A 17,504-nucleotide genomic window follows, 5' to 3' on the forward strand; every position below is an offset into this window, starting at 1 on the left:
CGAACAGCCTGCTCAGCGCGGCTCGCTCATCAGCCCCTTGACGATGGAGATGCAGCCCACCAGCAGCACGATGGTGAACGGCAGGCCCGTCGACACGGCCATCGCCTGCAACGCCACCAGACCGCCACCGAGCAGCAGGGCGATGGCGATGACGCCCTCGATGCTGGCCCAGAACACGCGCTGCGGTACCGGTGCGTTGACCTTGCCGCCGGCGGTGATGGTGTCGATCACCAGCGAGCCGGAGTCCGACGAGGTGATGAAGAACACCACCACCAGCACGATGCCGATGAACGAGGTGATGCCGGTCAGCGGCATCTCACCGAGCATGCTGAACAGTTTCAGCTCCAGGCCGGCATCCTGCGCGCCGGTGAAACCGTCCACCAGCAGCTGATTGATGGCGGTGCCGCCGAAGGCGGTCATCCACAGCACCGACACCAGCGACGGCACCAGCAGCACGGCGATGAGGAATTCACGCACGCTGCGGCCACGACTGACCCGCGCGATGAACATGCCCACGAACGGCGACCAGCTGATCCACCAGGCCCAGTAGAACGCCGTCCAGCCCTGGCTGAAGTTGGCGTCCTCGCGCCCGACCGGGTTGGACAGCGCCGGCAGATACTGTAGGTAGGCGCCGAGGTTCTTGAAGAAGTCGGTGAAGATCACCAGGGTCGGCCCGGCGATGATGACGAACAGCAACAGGGCCATGGCCAGGCCCATGTTGATCTCCGACAGGCGCTTGACCCCCTTGTCCAGACCGGCGACGACCGAGGCCAGGGCGATCATGGTGATGGCGATGATCAGCAGCACCTTGGTGGTGTCCGTGGCCGGAATGCCGAACAGGTACTCCACCCCGGCAGCCGCCTGCTCGGCACCCAGGCCCAGCGAAGTGACCAGGCCGAACAGGGTGGCGAACACCGCGAGGATGTCGACGATGTGCCCCGGCCAACCCCACACGCGCTCACCGAGGATCGGGTAGAAGATCGAGCGGATCGACAGCGGCAGGCCCTTGTTGAACGAGAACAGCGCCAGGGCCAGCGCGACGATGGCGTAGATCGCCCAGGGGTGCAGGCCCCAGTGGAAGATGGTCGCGGCCATGCCCAGGCGCACCGCTTCCTCGGCGTTGCCTTCGGCCCCGCCCAGCGGTGCCCAGTCGGTGCGCACGCCGTCTTCACCGACGGTGATGCCGGCGATCGACGAGCTGTAGTGCGACATGGGTTCGGACACGCCGTAGAACATCAGGCCGATGCCCATGCCGGCGGCGAACAGCATGGAGAACCAGCCCATGTAGGTGTAGTCGGGGGTCGCTTCCTTGCCGCCGATACGCACCTTGCCCAATGGCGAGACGATCAGCGCGAGGCAGAGCAGGACGAAGATGTTGGCGGCACCGATGAAGAACCAGGCCATGTGGTGGGTGAGCCAGTCGCGCACGCCGCTGAACAGCGGTTCGATCTGGTTCTGCAGAGCCAGGGCCAGGATCACGAAGATCACCGCGACCAGCGCGGAAATGGTGAAGACCTTGCCATGGATGTCGAGGGCGAAGACGAACTGCCCTTTGATGTTGTCCTGACCGATGACGTAATCGGTGTCGATCAGGTTGGCTTCACCGGTCGGTGCCGGGATGCCCTCGTGGGTTTCCGCTGCGGGTGGCGGGGTCATGTCATGCGAAGGGACGTTTCCCATACGTGGCGTGCTCCTTGATGCGTTTGACTCGCTAGACGAGCGTGAACAGGACGGATGCCCTCCTCCAATTAAAGACGACCCACAGTCGGGTCGAACGGGAAAGGGTAACACATGAATTCCGCTCACTCAGAATCCAAGACACGTGAAAGCCTCGAATAATTCCCCGGAAGCTGGCCATCTGCCTGGCACTGCCATTCCCCGGATGGCCATGGCAGGATGACCATCGAACGCTGCGTAACCCCCGTGGTCAGCTGCACACAGCCCGTGCAAAGGAAGACCCTGCATGCCTGCGGATTTCGGCATTCCCCACCTGTTCGCCTACCTGATCGCCAGCATCCACGCCCTCGGCATGCTGGCCGCGATCCATGCCGTGCTGACCGTACGCACCGCCCAGGGCGCCCTGGCCTGGGGACTGTCGCTGTTCTTCATGCCCTACCTGACGCTGCTGCCGTACCTGGTGTTCGGCCGCAGCCGCTTCGACGCCTACGTCAAGGCACGCCGCCAGGCCGACAGGGAAATGCACCTGGCCATGGCCGAGCAGGACTGGCGGCCCTGGGTCGAGGAAGCCAAGGCGGCGCACCTGTCGCCCGCCTATGCACGCCTGCGGGCCCTGCCGCGCCTGTCGCACCTGCCCGGCCTGACCGGCAACCGGGTGCAGTTGCTGATCGACGGCGAAGCCACCTTCGCGGCGATGCTCGATGCGCTGGCCGGCGCCCGGCAGGTGATCCTGCTGCAGTTCTTCATCATCCGTGACGACAGCCTCGGTCGCCGCCTGCATGACATCCTGCTCGAGCGCGCCGCAGCCGGGGTGCAGGTGCACGTGCTGTACGACGGCGTCGGCAGCCATGCGCTGTCCGGCGCCTTCATCGATCGGCTGCGCCGGGGTGGCGTCCAGGTGCACGCCTTCCCCACCCGCTACGGCCTGTTCAATCGCTTCCAGCTGAACTTCCGCAACCACCGCAAGATCGTCGTGGTCGATGGCGAGATCGGCTTTCTCGGCGGCCTCAATGTCGGCGTCGAATACCTCGGGCAGAAGCCGCCGCTGGCGCCCTGGCGCGACACCCACGTGGAAGTGCGCGGGCCGGTGGTGGCCAGCCTGCAGGAAGCCTTCGCCGAAGACTGGTACTGGGCCTGCCAGAAGCTCCCGCCGCTGCTGATGCCGAGCAAGCAGGACGAACCCGGCGTGCTCTGCCAGGTGATCGCCAGCGGTCCGGCCGACGCCCAGGAAACCTGCTCGCTGATGTTCGTCGAGGCGATCCACGCCGCGCGCGAACGCGTGTGGCTGAGCAGCCCGTATTTCGTCCCCGACGAAGCCCTGTTCGCCGCCCTGCGCCTGGCCGTGATGCGCGGGGTGGACGTGCGCCTGCTGCTGCCGGCGCGCCCCGATCACCGTATCGTCTATGCCGCGTCCAGCCTGTACGCCTTCGAGGCGCTGCGCGCCGGGGTGCGCGTGTTGCGCTACCAGCCGGGTTTCCTGCACCAGAAGGCGCTGCTGATCGACCACGACGCCTGCGTGCTGGGCAGCGCCAACCTGGACAACCGCTCCTTCCGCCTGAATTTCGAGGCCAGCCTGCTGATAGTCGACGAAGGCTTCAACGCCGAGGTCGCCCAGATGCTGGAGGCGGATTTCAGCCGCTCGCGGGAACTGGTCAATGCCGACCGCCGCAACCTGCACCGCCTGCAGCAGCTGGGCATGCGCGTGGCGCGGCTGATCTCGCCCATCCTCTGAGAAGCCTGAAACCTGCCCGTTCACTGCGATATCGCGCACTTTCGCCACCCCGGGCGCCTGCCGGCGCGACTTTGAACAGGCTTCGCGGCACGACTATGGTTATGGAGTCTGCCGCCCTTGGCACTGCCCCATGAAGACGCGCCTCGCCCAGCTGTTCTGCCTCTGTCTGCTCGCCCTGCCCTGCCTGGCGCAGGAGGTGATTCGTGTCGGCGTGGAACTGCAGCCCTACCAGCCCTATTCCGACGTGGAGAACGGCGAATACCGTGGCTATGCGCGCGACCTGCTGGATGCCTTTGCCGCCGAGCACGGCTACCGCTTCGTCTACGTGCCACTGCCGGTGAGGCGCCTGCTGGGGGATTTCCTCGGCGGGCGGGTCGACCTGAAATTCCCCGACCACCCGCAGTGGAACGCTGACCAGAAGGCCGGCCACGCCATCCACTACAGCCGCCCGGCAGCGCCCTATGTCGACGGCATCCTGGTCAAGCCGCAGCAGCTCGGCCAGGGCGTGGCGCGTATCCGCCTGCTCGGCACGCAGAACGGTTTCACCCCCTGGCCGTACCTGACGGAGATCCACGCCGGACGTATCAAGCTGATCCAGGCCAACCAGATCGAGTCGCTGCTGCTCATGGCCATCAATGACCGGGTCGACGCGGTCTACCTCAACCCCCGCGTGGTGGCCCACCAGCTGCGCCTGATGGACCTGGCGGAGCAGGCGCTGGTGCTCGACCCGCAGCTGCCGCACGTGGAAGACCACTACTACCTGTCGAGCATCCGCTACCCGCAGGTGATCGAGGCCTTCAACCGCTTCCTGGAGGAGCGCAGCGAACAGGTCGAGGCCATTCGCCTGCGTCACGGCCTGTGAGGTTTAGCGTTTGAGCACGGCACAGTCCGCGCCGACCCAGCGCGCCCGGCTCTCCATGCTGCTCGGCTGGCCGTTGTAGGTACCGCTGACCTGGGTGGTGAATTCCTTGTCGCTGACGAAACGCGTCTCCCCTTCGCCCTGGGCATCCGGGCAGGTGAAGCGAAACTTCCACAGCGTCGCGCTGCGTTCGAGGACCTCGTTGCGGCAACCGGACTCGGGGTCGTGCAGGGGAATGTCCTGGGCCTTGATCTGCTCGGCGGTGAGGCACATCTGCACACCACCCGCGCCGAGCCTGATGCCCTGTTCGGCCAGCATGTTCTCCATCATCTGGCGTTGCTCCGGCGGCAGGTTCTGCAGCTGCGCCAGCATCTCCTCCATCGCCGGCATGGCCTGGCCGCCGACCTGCATGTTGTGCGAGCTGACCTCCCAGACGCCGGGCTGGATATCCAGCGCGCTGGCCAGGGTCGGTGACAGGCAGAGGGCGAGCGGCAGGGCGGAGCGAAAGACAGGGTGCATGATGGGTCTCCTCGAACGGGGCGTTGCTCAAGCGTAGCCGCAGACGAACAAAACCCCCACCGGCTTGCGCCGCATGGGGGTTTCCTTCTTTTTCAGCCGGCACTTGTGGCGCCGGGAGCATGGGTCCGCTCGGGCGAACCTAGCCTGCGTCAGGCGCAGGGGAGCTCAGCTCGCAGCTCCAGAGTTCCAACGCCGGCTGGCTCGCTTTTGGCGGGCCGAGCCAGTCGCTCATCGGGCGACAACGCTGGTCGATACACAGTTGGTAATCCCCGGCTTCGGGCGTACGCCCGACTCGCAGGGGTTGCAAAGGCGGTAGCTGACGCTGGTAGTGCCAGCTGCCATTGCGCAGTTCGGCGCCATCGGGAATTTCCATCCCGGCGCCGGAACCCTTGACCCGCGCCTCGCCGAGGAGCAAGCCCTCGGCGGTGACGCGGTAATCCTCTTCCCAGCGGATCTTCTCGATGGTGTGGGTCCAGGCCAGGGTGAACTCGGCGGTGGGCAGCTCCGCCCACACCGCCCCGGCCAGTCCCAGACAGAGACCGATCACGCCGCCGCCACCTCGGCGCGACGCGCGCGCCAGAAGTGCTGGCCGATGAACAGCGCGCTGAGGGCGAAGCCCAGCTCATCGCTGATCGGCGTGGCGAGAATCAGGCTGGTGCCCGCCGCCAGGCCCAGGATGCGCTCCCACCAGCTCAGCTTGGCCTGCAGGAAGCCGGTGAACACCACGCCCCAGATGCCGATGGCCAGCGCGGCCTTGAACACCACGTAGAAGGTGGCCAGCAGGCTGTCGCCCTGCAGCATCAGCGCCGGCGAGTAAACCGCCATGTACGGCACGACGAAGCCGGCGATGGCGATGCGCACCGCCCACAGGCTGATCTTCAGGCCACGCTCCTTGGCGATCGGCGCGGCCGCGAAGCAGGCCAGCGCCACCGGCGGCGTGAGGTCGGCCATGATGCCGAAGTAGAAGACGAACATGTGCGAGACGATCAGCGGTACGCCGAGGTCGAGCAGCGCCGGCGCGGCGATCGAGCTGGTGATGATGTAGTTGGGGATGGTCGGAATGCCCATGCCCAGCACCAGGCAGGTGAGCATGGTCAGCACCAGCGACAGGAACAGGTTGTCCTGGCCGATGGCGAGGATGTAGCCGGCGAAGGTCGACGCCACGCCGGTCAGCGACACCACGCCGATGATCACCCCGACCAGGGCGCAGGCGATACCGACCGGCACCGCATGGCGAGCGCCCTCGACCAGCGCGTGCAGGCACAGGGTCAGGGTGTCGCGACCGCCCTTGACGAACCAGCACACCGCCACCAGCACGGCGATGACGCCGAACACCACGCCGATCCCCAGCTGGAAGAAGCCGGCGCAGAGCACGCCCAGGGCGATCCAGAAGGCGAAGCGCATGATCTTGGACGACACCTGCAGGATGATCGCCGAGCCGAGGATGACCATGGCGGTCAGCGCCAGGCCGACGGTACCGGAGAACAGTGGCGTGCGCCCGGAGAACAGCAGGTAGATGAGGATGAACAGCGGGATCAGCAGGAACCAGCGCTCACGTACGGATTTCCACGGGTTCGGGCATTCGTCCTTGGGCAGGCCGCGCAGGTTGGCACGCTTGGCCTCCAGGTGAACCATCCAGAACACCGAGCCGAAGTACAGCAGCGCCGGGATCAGCGCGGCCTTGGCCACCTCGAAGAACGGCACGTTGATGGTCTCGGCCATGATGAAGGCCACGGCGCCCATGATCGGCGGCATGATCTGGCTGCCCATCGACGAGGTGGCCTCGACACCACCGGCGAAAGCCGGGCGGTAGCCGAAGCGCTTCATCAGCGGGATGGTGAACTGGCCGGTGGTGACCACGTTGGCCACGCCGGAACCGGTGATGGTGCCCATCAGCGCGGACGACACCACCGAGACCTTGGCCGGACCGCCGACCTTGTGGCCGAACAGGCCCATGGCGAAGTCGGTGAACAGCTTGATCATCCCGGCCTGCTCGAGGAAGGCGCCGAACAGGATGAACAGGAAGATGTAGGTGGCCGAGACGTAGGTCGGCGTGCCGTACAGGCCTTCGGTGCCGAACGACAGCTGGTTGACCAGCTGATCGATGCCGTAGCCGCGGTGCACCAGGTCGCCCGGCAGGTACTGGCCGAGCATGCCGTAGGCCAGGAACAGCGCGCAGATGATCGGCAGGGCGATGCCCATGACCCGGCGCGCGGCTTCGAACACCAGCACCACCAGGGTCAGGCCGATGACCATGTCGGCGCTGGTCAGGTCACCCGAACGCTGGATCAGGTCCGCCTCGAAGTACCACTGGTAGATGGCCGTGGCCATGCCGGCCAGGCCCAGCAGCCAGGCCAGCGGCTGCCACGGACGGCCCTTGCCCAGCGCCGGGTAGCTGATGAACACCAGCAGCAGCAGGAAGCCCACGTGCACCGCACGCAACACCTGGGTCGACACCGGGTGGAACGCCGCCGTGACGATCTGGAAAATGGAAAACAGCAGCGCGACGGCGAAGAGCGCCTTCGGCCAGTCGGACGGACTGGCGGACAGGCCGTTGTTCTGTTCACTCATGGAGTGCAAACCTCATGACTACTTCGATACGGGGCAGAGTCGCCAACAAAACCCACCGTCCATGAACGCCGGTTTTATTCGCGATTCTGTAGCAGGAGCCACGGCGCGCACGCCGTGGCCCAGGCCGTGATTACAGCGCGCCGACTTCTTTGTAGTAGCGCTCGGCACCCGGATGCAGCGGGATCGGCAGGTTCTTGGTAGCGGTTTCCAGCTTGATGTCCTTGGCCGCGGAGTGGGCGGTGCCCAGGCGGTCGAGGTTGTCGAACATCAGCTTGGTCATCTGGTAGGCCACGTCATCGGAGACGCCTTCGTGGCTGACCAGGATGTTGGTGATCGCCACGGTGGGCACGTCAGCGTCCTGACCGTCGTAGGTACCGGCCGGGATGGTGGCGGCCTGGTAGGCAGCATTGTCGATCTTCGCGGTCACGTCGGCCGGGATGGAGACGAAGCTGATCTTCATGGTCGAGGCCAGGTCGCGGATGGCGGCCATGCCCAGACCGGACGACTGCAGGGTGGCGTCCAGCTGGCGGTTCTTGATCAGCTCGACCGACTCGGCGTACGGCAGGAATTCAACCTTGCCCATGTCTTCGTAGCTCAGGCCGGCGGCTTTGAAGATGGCGCGGGCATTCAGCTCGGTGCCGGACTTCGGCGCACCGACGGAGATGCGCTTGCCCTTGAGGTCTTCCAGGCTCTTGATGCCGGATTCGGCGTTGGCCACGATCTGGATGTAGTTCGGGTAGGTGCCGGCGATGGCCCGCAGTTTCTTCAGCGGCGCCTTGAAGCCCGCGTCTTCCACGCCGTTCCAGGCATCGGCTACCGAGTCACCGAGAGCGAAGGCCAGTTCGCCACGACCCGCCTGCAGCAGGTTGAGGTTTTCCACCGAGGCCTTGGTCGCCTGGACCGAGGTCTTGGAGCCTTCGATGCCATTGGTGTACAGCTGCGACAGGGCGACGCCGATCGGGTAGTACACGCCACTGGTACCGCCAGTGAGCACGTTGATGAAGGTCGGCGCAGCGAGCACGGCGGTGCTGGCAGTGATGGCCGCGGCAGCGGCGAACAGGCTGATTTTCTTGGTCAGTCGCATGGAAGTATCTCCGTCGTTGTTATGGCTTTATGCAGAGTTTCACTCTAGACGACGCCGGCCTGGCGTCATCGGCGGTGCGCGATCAGCAGCGCAGGGTGCAGCGTTGGACAAGAGCCGCGGCGAGCGCGGTGCGGAGGCGGCCCATGCTGAACAGCGCGTGCAGCAGGGTACGGGGGGCGTGGCAGTTCATGGGCTGACCTCTTGTCGTTGTTATGGTCGCCACGTCGGCAGGATGCGGCGCGGCTGCCATGGCTATAGCAGATGCCGTGCCAGGGCGCGAAAGGCCCGAGGTAGAGGGGTTCTATCCAGCGACCAGACGGTCACTGAGCGAGAAACCGCCGACACCTGTGACGGGGTCGGCAGAAATCCGCTTATCGCGTGCCCCGGATGAAAGACCCGGACGGATCAGGCTGTTTCCACGGCTTGCCCCGGGTCAGGCAGCCAGCCACATCGCCAGCGTCGCTGTCATTCCTCGCCGCCGGGCAGGTAGTCGCCGCGCGACAGGCCGTGGCGCTGCATCTTCTCGTTGAGGGTGCGCCGCGGCAGCTGCAGCATCTCCATCACCGCCGTGATGTTGCCCTGGCAGTGCAGCAGCGCGTTGTGCAGGCATTGCGCCTCGAAGGCCTCCATCTGCTGCGCCAGGGCCTGGCCGGCGAAACGCTCCGCCGGGGGCGGGCTGGACAGGCCCAAGGCATGGCGCTCGGCGGCGTTGATCAGCTCGCGCACGTTGCCCGGCCAGTCATGCCCGAGCAGACGCGCCAGCTCGCTGGGCGCCAGCGGCGGCGCCTCGCGGCCATGGCGACGGGCCGCCTCCTGGGCGAAATGCTCGAACAGCAGCGGGATGTCCTCGCGCCGTTCGCGCAGCGGCGGGATATGCAGAGTGGCCACGTTGAGGCGGTACACCAGGTCCTCGCGGAAGCGGCCTGCCCTGACCTCGTCGAGCAGGTCCGGCTTGGCCGCGCTGATCACCCGCAGGTCGACCTGGATGCTCTTGTTCGAGCCCAGGCGTTCCAGGGTCTTCTCCTGCAGCACGCGCAGCAGCTTGACCTGCTGCGCCAGCGGCAGGCTCTCCACCTCGTCGAGGAACAGGGTGCCGCCGTCGGCATGCTCGATGCGACCGATGCGCTTGGCCTGCGCGCCAGTGAAGGCGCCGCTCTCATGGCCGAACAGTTCGCTCTCGAAGATGGTCTCGGGGATCGCCGCGCAGTTCAGCGCGGCGAAGGCCTTGCCGGCGCGCGGGCTGAAATCGTGCAGGCAGCGCGCCACGCGCTCCTTGCCGCTGCCGGTCTCACCACGGATCAGCACGTTGACCGAGGTGCCAGCCAGCTCGAGGATCTGCCGGCGCAGGTTTTCCATCGAGCGCGACATGCCGATCAGCTGGCTCTCGATGCGCCCCTTGTCGGCGACCTGCTGGCGCAGCTGGCGGTTCTCGCAGACCAGCCGGCGCTTGTCCAGGGCACGCCGCACGCTGTCGAGCAGGCGTTCGGGGGTGAAGGGTTTCTCGATGAAGTCATAGGCACCCTGGCGCAACGCCTGCACCGCCATCGGCACATCGCCATGGCCGGTGACCAGGATCACCGGCAGGTCGGTGTCCACCTGCAGCAACCTGTCGAGCAGTTGCAGGCCGTCACTGCCGGGCATGCGCACGTCGCTGACGACGATACCGGGAAAGTCACGGTCGACCAGGGCCAGGGCCTCGGCCGCGCTGGCACAGGTGCGCACCGTGAAGCCGGACAGTTCCAGCCACTGCTGGACCGCCTCGCGAATCGCCGCTTCGTCGTCGACCACTATGACCTGAGCGCTCATGACACCTCCTGGGGAAAACGGCAGGCAGTGTAGCCCGGAAGCGATCTCCTGAGACCATCCGCAGCGTCAGGAGAAGAACCCGCAGGAGCGGCGTTGGCCAGCGACCGTTCGCGGCTGAAGCCGCTCCTACGAAGGCTCGGCGCAGGGTGGAGACGCCTCACCCACAGGTATCAGGGTGCGCTCGGCAGCTTCAGGGTGAACACTGCGCCGCGCTCGCCGTTGTGCGCCTCGAGCATGCCGCCGAGGTCACGGACGATGCCGTAGGACACCGCCAGCCCGAGCCCAAGCCCCTGGCCCACCGGCTTGGTGGTGAAGAAGGGTTCGAAGACCCGGCCAAGGGCCTCTTCGGCGATACCGCCGCCACTGTCCTCGACGCTCAGCACGCAGGCGGCGCCGTCACGGAAGATGCGTACCAGGAGGATGCGCGAATCGCTGTCGAGCATGGCGTCGAGGGCGTTGTGCAGCAGGTTGAGTATCACCTGCTCGATGCGGATGGCGTCCCCGAGCACTTCGGCCTCGCCGTCGACCTGGGTGCGCAGCTCCACCTGCTCGCTGCGCATGCGCGGCGCCAGCAGTTGCAGGGCCTGCTCCAGCACATCGCCGAGGCACAGGCGCTCGCTGAGACCGGCCGGCGTCTTGCGCGCGAAGGTCTTCAGGTGACCGGTCAGCGCGGCCATGCGCTGCAACAGGCCATCGATGCGTTGCAGGCCCTCGTGCACCGCCTCCGGCCGGCCGCTGTCGAGCAACAGGCGCAGGCTGCCGAGCTGCATCTGCAGGGCGGTCAGCGGCTGGTTGATCTCGTGCGCCAGGGCGGCCGACATCTGCCCCAGCGCGGCCATCTTGGCGGCATGCACCAGACCGTCCTGGGCTTCGCGCAGCTCGGCGGTGCGCAGCGCCACCTCACGTTCCAGGCGCTCGCGGATACCGGCCTGCAGGCGCTGGTTCTTGCGCCGCTGGGCGAGGAACAGCAACAGGAAGGCCAGCGTCATCCACACCCCGGCGGCGGCCAGGCGGTAGCTGCGGATGCTGTCGGCCAGCCCCGCCGGCTCGCTGAGCAGGTGCAGGGTCCAGCCCTCGTCGGGCATGACCAGGCGTTGCCAGAGGTAATCGTGATTGCCATCGGGGCCGTCGACACGCGCCCAGTCGGCCTCGTCGTCGATACGTCGGTACACCCGATGCGTCAGCGGTTGCAGCGCCTGCTCGGCGTAGCGGCGCACCTCCACCAGCTCGGCGCGCGCCTGCTCGTCCAGCGGCTGCAACGCGCGGAAGCGCCAGGCCGGCTTGTTGCTGAGGATCACCACCTGGTAGCCATCGGCGACCAGCAGCACGCCGGGCTGCCCGACCCACTCGCGCTGCAGGTCTTCCAGCTCCAGCTTGACCACCAGCACGCCGAGCAGCTCGCCGTCGTCGCCGCGCACCACATGGGACAGGAAGTAGCCAGGAATTCCGGTGGTCACGCCCACCGCGAAGTAACGCGCGCCGCCGTTGCGCACGGCGTTCTGGAAATACGGGCGGAAGGCGTAGTTGTTGCCGACGAAGCTGCTCCAGTCGCGCCAGTTGCTGGCCACCAGGGTTTCCCCACGGGCATCGAGCAGGTACAGCACGGTGGAGCCGGCAGCGGCGTTCAGGCGCTCCAGCCGCTGATTCAGCGCCAGGCGCAACTGGCGGTCGTGGGGCGCGCGCAACAGGCTGCGGATATCGCTGTCCAGCGCCAGCACTTCGGGCACCGAGCTGAAGCGCTCGACCAGCGTGCGGATGGACTGGGCATACAGCTGCAGCTGGCCACGGGCTTCGGCACTGCGCTCGTCCCAGGCCCGTCGCTCGGCATAGCGCCCGCCCAGCCAGACGCTCAGCAGCAGGCCGACGAGAATCGCCAGAACGGTGAACAGAACACGGTAGCGATGGCGCTGCGGCAAAGGCATGGGACGGCTCGCGGGATCGACACGCGGGCCATTTTACTGCATCGGGCCTGCAGATCGGCGCACGTCCTGGGCAGATCGTGGCGCCCGTCGACGTGCGGCGGGCAGGGTCATCCCTCCTGAGCGGATGACGTGGCTGACTAACGGCGCCTGAGCAGGGCCACGAAGAACACCCCGCCGATGGCCGCGGTGACGATGCCGATGGGCAGGTCCTGCGGCGCCAGCCAGGTGCGCGCGGCAACGTCGACCCAGACTAGGAACAGCGCGCCGAGCAGCGCCGCCACCGGCAGCACGCGGCGGTGCTCGGCACCGACCAGGAAACGCGCCACATGCGGCAGCATCAGCCCGACGAAACCGATGGCGCCGGACAGCGACACCAGCACACCGGTGAGCAGGGACGCCACCACGAACACCAGCAGGCGTACACGGCGCGGCTCCAGGCCCAGGCTCACCGCGCTCTGCTCGCCGGCCATCAGGCCGTTCAGCGCACGGGCCAGCCCCAGCAGCACCAGCAATGCCAGGGCCAGGCACAGCGTCGGCAGCCAGAGCAGCTCCCAGCGCGCCAGACCAAGGCCGCCGAGCATCCAGAACAGTACCGAACTGGCCGCGTGCGGGTTGCCCAGGTAGAGCAGCAGGTTGCTCGCCGCCATCATCACGAAGGACACCGCCACCCCCGCCAGCAGCAGGCGGTCGCTGTGCAGACGCCCGCCACGATTGGCGATCAGCAGCACCAGCAGCATGCTCGCCAGCGCGCCGACGAAGGCGGCCAGCGGCAGGCTCAGGACGCCGGCGAACTCACCCAGGTAGAGCACCACCACCACCGCACCGAACGCCGCTCCCGAGCTGACCCCGAGCAGGTGCGGGTCGGCCAGCGGGTTGCGGGTGACCGCCTGCAGCACGGTGCCGACCAGGGCCAGCCCGGCGCCGACCAGCGCGCCGAGCAGGACTCGCGGCGCGCGCAGCTGCCAGACGATGCTGTCCTGGCCGACGCTGATCGCCTGCTCGGGCTGGATGCCGAACAGGTGCCGGCCGAGAATCGCCAGCACGCGCTCGAGCGGCACCTGCGCCGACCCGAACGCCAGCGACACGGCGCACGACAGCAGCAACAGCAGCGCCAGCACGAGCAGCAACAGGCGCAGGCGCGTCACGGTGCGAAGGCCTCGGGATGCAGCGCGGCGGCCAGGGTCTCGATGGCGGCGGCGTTGTCCAGGCTCGGCGTCACCGCCAGGTAGGGCAGCACCACGAAGTGCTGCTGGCGGATCGCGCTGACGCCCTGCAGCGCCGGATGCTGCATGAGGAAGTCGCGCTTCTGCGCCGCACTGCGCTCGCCATAGTCGACGATCAGGATCCATTGCGGGTCCTGCTCGACCACGGCCTCCCAGCCGACCTGCATCCAGTTGCCGGCCACCCCGTCCATCACGTTGCGCCCGCCAGCGGCGTCGATCAGCGACTGCGGCATGCCCAGTCGCCCGGCGCTGAAAGGTACGTCCTCGCCGCTGTCGTAGACGAACACGCGCGGCCGTTGCGGCTGCTCGCCGAGGCGCGCCTGCACCGCCGCCACCCGCGTCTGCATGCCCTGCACCAGCCCCTCGGCACGCGCCTCGACGGCGAAGATGCGGCCGAGGTTGCGCAGGTCGCCGTAGACGTCATCGAGGCTGGCAACGCGATTGGGCATGACATGCGCGCAGGACTCGCTCAGCTCGTACACCGGGATGCCGAAGCGCGCCAGGCTGGCCGGGGTCACTTCGCCACCGACGCGCATGCCGTAGTTCCAGCCGGCGAAGAAGAAGTCGGCGTCGGCATCCAGCAGGTTTTCCAGCGAGGGGTAGCGCGGCGCCAGCTCGGGCAGGTCATCCAGGTCGGCCTGCAGTTCGGGCGCCGGCGTCTTCCAGGCGCTGACGCCGCTGTAGCCGACCATGCGCGCCTTCAACCCCAGCTCCAGGAGCATGGCGGTCAGGCTGATGTCATGGCTGACCGCGCGTTGCGGCGGACGCTCGATGGTCACCTGGCGGTCGCAGCTGGTCACGGTGACGGCCCAGCTCGGGCTGCTGGCCAGCAGCAGCCATGCAGCCGCTGCCACGAGGAACGAAACACGGCGGCGTGGAAGGCGCCTTGGCGTCGAGGTGAGGCGTGTCATCAGAGGATCCAGGTAATGCGCGGGTAACCCGCCAGTGGATGGGTATCGACCAGGGCCTGCACGCCGAATACCTGCTGCAGCAGGTCGGCGGTGAGCACCTCGGCCGGCGTTCCGACCGCCAGCAGGCGCCCGCGATCGAGCACGCAGAGTCGGTCGCAGAAGGCCGCCGCCAGGTTGAGGTCGTGAAAGCTGGCCAGGGTCGCCAGCCCCAGCGCCTTGATCTGCCGCAGCAGCTCCAGCTGGTAGCGTGGGTCGAGGTGATTGGTCGGCTCGTCGAGGATCAGCAGCTGCGGCTGCTGCACCAGGGCCCGCGCCAGCAGCGCACGCTGCTTCTCGCCGCCGGACAGGCAGGCGAACGGCTGCTGCGCCAGCTCGCCGAGGCCGACCCGCGCCAGCGCCTCGCTGACCAGGCGCTGGTCCTCGGCATCGTCGCTGTCGAACAGCCCCTTGTGCGGCGTGCGCCCCATGGCCGCGACCTCGTGCACGCGCAGGCCGAAGTCCTGCGGGAACTCCTGCAACACCACCGCCACGCGCCGCGCACACCAGCGCGGCGAGCGCTGCCACAGCGCCTCGCCATCCAGTTCGACGCGGCCGGCACTGGGCCGCTGGAAGCGATAGGCGCAGCGCAACAGACTGGTCTTGCCGCTGCCGTTGGGGCCGAGCAGACCGAGCAGCTCGCCGTCAGCGACGTCGAGGTCGATGTCGTCGAGCAGCGGTTGCTGCCCGTTGGGCGACCAGGCCAGCTGGCGAATACGCAGGCGTTGCATCAGAAGCTGTAGTCCGCGGTGACGAAGAACGAGCGCGGCGCGCCCAGGTACCACTGCTGCCCCGCGCTGCTGGCGGTGGTGGCGTACTGGCGGTCGAACAGGTTGTTCAGTTCCAGGCCCAGGCGCACGTCCGGCAGCGCCTGCCAGGCGATGTTGGCGTCGACCACGGTGTAGCCGTGGACCTCGATCTGGTTGGCGGCGTCGGCGTAGCGTGCATCGACATAGCGCGCGCCGACACCGACATCCAGGCCATGACCCAGCGCCTTGTTCAACCACAGGTTGGCGGTGCGCCGGGGTACGTTGCTCGGACGATTGCCGCTGCGATCGCCACCGCCTTCGACGAAGTCGTCGTACTCGGCGCGGACGAAGGCCGCGTTGGCCGATACCTGCCAGCCGCGCCCCAGCGCCAGCTCCAGGCTGGCCTCGAGGCCGTCGGCGGACTGCTGGCCGACCTGCTCGGTGGGCGAGCTGGGGGTCTCGCGGCTGAGCAGCTTCTTCTTGACGATATGGTAAGCGGCCAGCGTCCACTCGCCCTGACCGTTCCAGAACGCCTGCTTGAGGCCGACCTCGGTCTGCCTGGCCCGGCTCAGGTCGAACTGTTGCTGGCTGGGGCTGAGCGTGAGCAGGTTGTTCACCCCTTCGGTGCTGGTGGCATGCTGGCCGTACAGCGACAGCTCCGGGGTCAGGGCGAACACCAGGCCGGCGCGCCAGTTGCCGCCGCTCAGGCTGCGGTCGACGCGGCTGTCGCCGAGCAGGTCGTCACGCTGGATATGCACCTGGTCGCGGCGCACGCCGGTCACCAGGGACAGGCGCTCGCTCAGTTGCGTGCGGTTCTCGGCGAACAGCGAGAACTGCCGGGCCAGGTTGCGCTCGCGCGGGCCGTAGCCCTGCGGATCGTCGCTCTGGTAGCGGCCACCGCCAGAACCCGCCAGCGGCACGCTGTCGCTGAAGCTGCTGGCAAAGTCATGCTGGCGAGCGAAGTGGATGCGGTTGTAGTCCACGCCCACCACGGTGCGGCTGTCGAGACCGAACAGTGAGTGGTCCAGGGTGAAGCTCTGACGGTCGCCGACCTGCTCCTGGGTGTGCTTGATCTCGTAGAAGTCACTGCGCAGCACCAGGTCGCCCGGCTGCCAGCGGTAGGACTCGGCATTGCGCCAGTAGCGCTGGGTCTTGATGTAGTAGAGCTGGTTGCTCACCGTCAGCGCATCGTTGATGCGCCAGTCGGTCACCAGGCGGGTGATCTGGTCGTTGTAGCGGACCTCGGCGTCGCCGACGTTGTAGTTGTGCTCGCGCAGGCTCGCGCGGTAGTGGCCGTTGACCAGCGGGGTGCCGAAGTAGCGCTCGGGGTCCTGGTCGCCATGGTCATGGGACAGGGTGAAGCTCAGCTCGTCACTCGCCTCCCAGCGCAGCGCGGCGCTGAACGCCAGGCTCTTCGAGTCGCCCCGGTCCACCCAGCCGTTGCTGGCCTGTTGATTGACGTTGAAGCGATAACTCAGCGCGTCGCTCAGCGAACCACCGCTGTCCAGCGCCACCTGCCGCCGGTCGTCGCTGCCATAACCCAAGCGCAGCTGATTGTGGACCGGGCCGGCGAAGGGTTTCTTCGGCACCACGTTGATCACCGCGCCGGTGGCGCCCTCGCCGTACAGCACCGAAGCCGGGCCGCGCAGCACATCGATACGCTGCACGGACCAGGTGTCCACCGGGAAGGTCACGGTGCCGGCTCCGACGTACTGGCGCGTGCCGTCGTACAGCTGCATGGTCGCGGAATGGCCGCTGAAGCCACGCGCCGACAGCGCGGTGCCGCCGTTACCCGGCGTGCCGATGCTGCTGATGCCCGGCGTGCGGGTCACCGCATCCTGCACGCTGCGGTTGTTGCGCCCACGCACCTCGGCGCCGCTCAGGCTGGTAGTGCTGGCCGGCGTCTGCAGGGCGGACAGGTCGAGCCGCGAGCCGGCGCTGGTGGGCGTATTCAGGTCGGTTTCGCCCTCCTCGGCGGCCTTGGCCTGGATGGTCAGCCCGGGCAGGTCGACGGGGTCTTCGCTGGCCACGGCCAGGCCGGCAAACGCCAGGGCGAGTGGCACGGAGCAATACAACAGGGAGTGAGACACGGCAGAACGTCCAGGATTGCGCAGGGAAACCGGCCCGGCGGGGACCCGCGCCACTGGCTCGACAGCAGGTGTCGACGCGGATGAGGCAGACCCGAAAGGCATAATGTTATTGTTATAACATAACATTATACTGTTTCGCAGCCGCTCGCCCGGGCCAGCCGGCCGGCGCAGGAAGTCCTGAGAAAAAAGGTCGTTGAAGCGGAAATGGCGCGCCATGAGTGTTCCATCGCAAAGGAAAAGGCACGGCAATCCGATGGAAATGCGCAACAGCAGACAGGGGCACGAACGCGCCCTACTGGAGTCAACGCCCGCCCACCGCGGGTTG

The 17,504-nt window shown here is 67.4% G+C and carries 13 protein-coding genes; 2 read left to right on the forward strand and 11 right to left on the reverse strand.

Annotation, left to right across the window (positions count from 1 at the left end; all coding sequences use genetic code 11):
- Positions 1-12: 12 nt before the first annotated feature.
- The gene (locus FIV02_RS24420) at positions 13-1,680 is read right to left on the reverse strand and encodes a BCCT family transporter (RefSeq protein WP_152490034.1); all 1,668 of its coding nucleotides are present in this window, start codon (positions 1,678-1,680) and stop codon (positions 13-15) included.
- A gap of 283 nt (positions 1,681-1,963) precedes the next feature.
- On the opposite strand from FIV02_RS24420, the gene cls reads away from it, so the two are divergent.
- Positions 1,964-3,409: a cardiolipin synthase gene (cls, locus tag FIV02_RS24425; protein WP_152490035.1), complete on the forward strand. Its 1,446-nt coding sequence runs from the start codon at positions 1,964-1,966 to the stop codon at positions 3,407-3,409.
- A gap of 130 nt (positions 3,410-3,539) precedes the next feature.
- A complete protein-coding gene (locus tag FIV02_RS24430) occupies positions 3,540-4,271 on the forward strand; it encodes an ABC transporter substrate-binding protein (RefSeq protein WP_037054660.1) in 732 nt (243 codons plus the stop codon).
- 3 nt (positions 4,272-4,274) lie between these two features.
- On the opposite strand, the gene FIV02_RS24435 is transcribed toward FIV02_RS24430, so the two are convergent.
- The 10 genes from FIV02_RS24435 to FIV02_RS24480 all read right to left on the reverse strand — a co-directional run bounded on the left by FIV02_RS24435 (position 4,275) and on the right by FIV02_RS24480 (position 17,179).
- Positions 4,275-4,787, reverse strand: coding sequence for a DUF3617 domain-containing protein (locus tag FIV02_RS24435; RefSeq protein WP_152490036.1), 513 nt, complete (start codon positions 4,785-4,787; stop codon positions 4,275-4,277).
- A gap of 139 nt (positions 4,788-4,926) precedes the next feature.
- Entirely contained in the window at positions 4,927-5,334 is a 408-nt protein-coding gene (locus FIV02_RS24440; protein ID WP_037054664.1) for a DUF1850 domain-containing protein, read from the reverse strand.
- Entirely contained in the window at positions 5,331-7,358 is a 2,028-nt protein-coding gene (locus FIV02_RS24445; RefSeq protein WP_037054666.1) for a TRAP transporter permease, read from the reverse strand. The genes FIV02_RS24440 and FIV02_RS24445 overlap by 4 nt, the downstream gene beginning before the upstream one ends.
- 130 nt (positions 7,359-7,488) lie before the next feature.
- Positions 7,489-8,442 (reverse strand): TAXI family TRAP transporter solute-binding subunit, encoded by a 954-nt coding sequence (locus FIV02_RS24450; RefSeq protein ID WP_037054668.1) that lies wholly within the window; start codon positions 8,440-8,442, stop codon positions 7,489-7,491.
- A gap of 465 nt (positions 8,443-8,907) precedes the next feature.
- Positions 8,908-10,248 carry a sigma-54 dependent transcriptional regulator gene (locus FIV02_RS24455; protein WP_134676591.1) on the reverse strand — a complete coding sequence of 447 codons (1,341 nt, stop codon included), beginning with the start codon at positions 10,246-10,248 and terminating at the stop codon, positions 8,908-8,910.
- A gap of 170 nt (positions 10,249-10,418) precedes the next feature.
- Positions 10,419-12,170: an ATP-binding protein gene (locus tag FIV02_RS24460; protein WP_047589497.1), complete on the reverse strand. Its 1,752-nt coding sequence runs from the start codon at positions 12,168-12,170 to the stop codon at positions 10,419-10,421.
- Between the two features lie 137 nt (positions 12,171-12,307).
- Complete coding sequence (locus tag FIV02_RS24465; RefSeq protein WP_037054673.1) at positions 12,308-13,315, reverse strand: iron ABC transporter permease; 1,008 nt, start codon at positions 13,313-13,315, stop codon at positions 12,308-12,310.
- Positions 13,312-14,304 (reverse strand): ABC transporter substrate-binding protein, encoded by a 993-nt coding sequence (locus FIV02_RS24470; RefSeq protein WP_152490037.1) that lies wholly within the window; start codon positions 14,302-14,304, stop codon positions 13,312-13,314. The genes FIV02_RS24465 and FIV02_RS24470 overlap by 4 nt, the downstream gene beginning before the upstream one ends.
- Positions 14,304-15,071 (reverse strand): ABC transporter ATP-binding protein, encoded by a 768-nt coding sequence (locus tag FIV02_RS24475; RefSeq protein WP_152490038.1) that lies wholly within the window; start codon positions 15,069-15,071, stop codon positions 14,304-14,306. Before FIV02_RS24475 ends, FIV02_RS24470 begins: the two co-directional genes overlap by 1 nt.
- Positions 15,071-17,179, reverse strand: coding sequence for a TonB-dependent siderophore receptor (locus FIV02_RS24480; RefSeq protein ID WP_152490039.1), 2,109 nt, complete (start codon positions 17,177-17,179; stop codon positions 15,071-15,073). The genes FIV02_RS24475 and FIV02_RS24480 overlap by 1 nt, the downstream gene beginning before the upstream one ends.
- Positions 17,180-17,504: the final 325 nt, after the last annotated feature.

It is taken from the genome of Pseudomonas sp. THAF187a (genome assembly GCF_009363395.1).
GTDB lineage: Bacteria > Pseudomonadota > Gammaproteobacteria > Pseudomonadales > Pseudomonadaceae > Aquipseudomonas > Aquipseudomonas khazarica.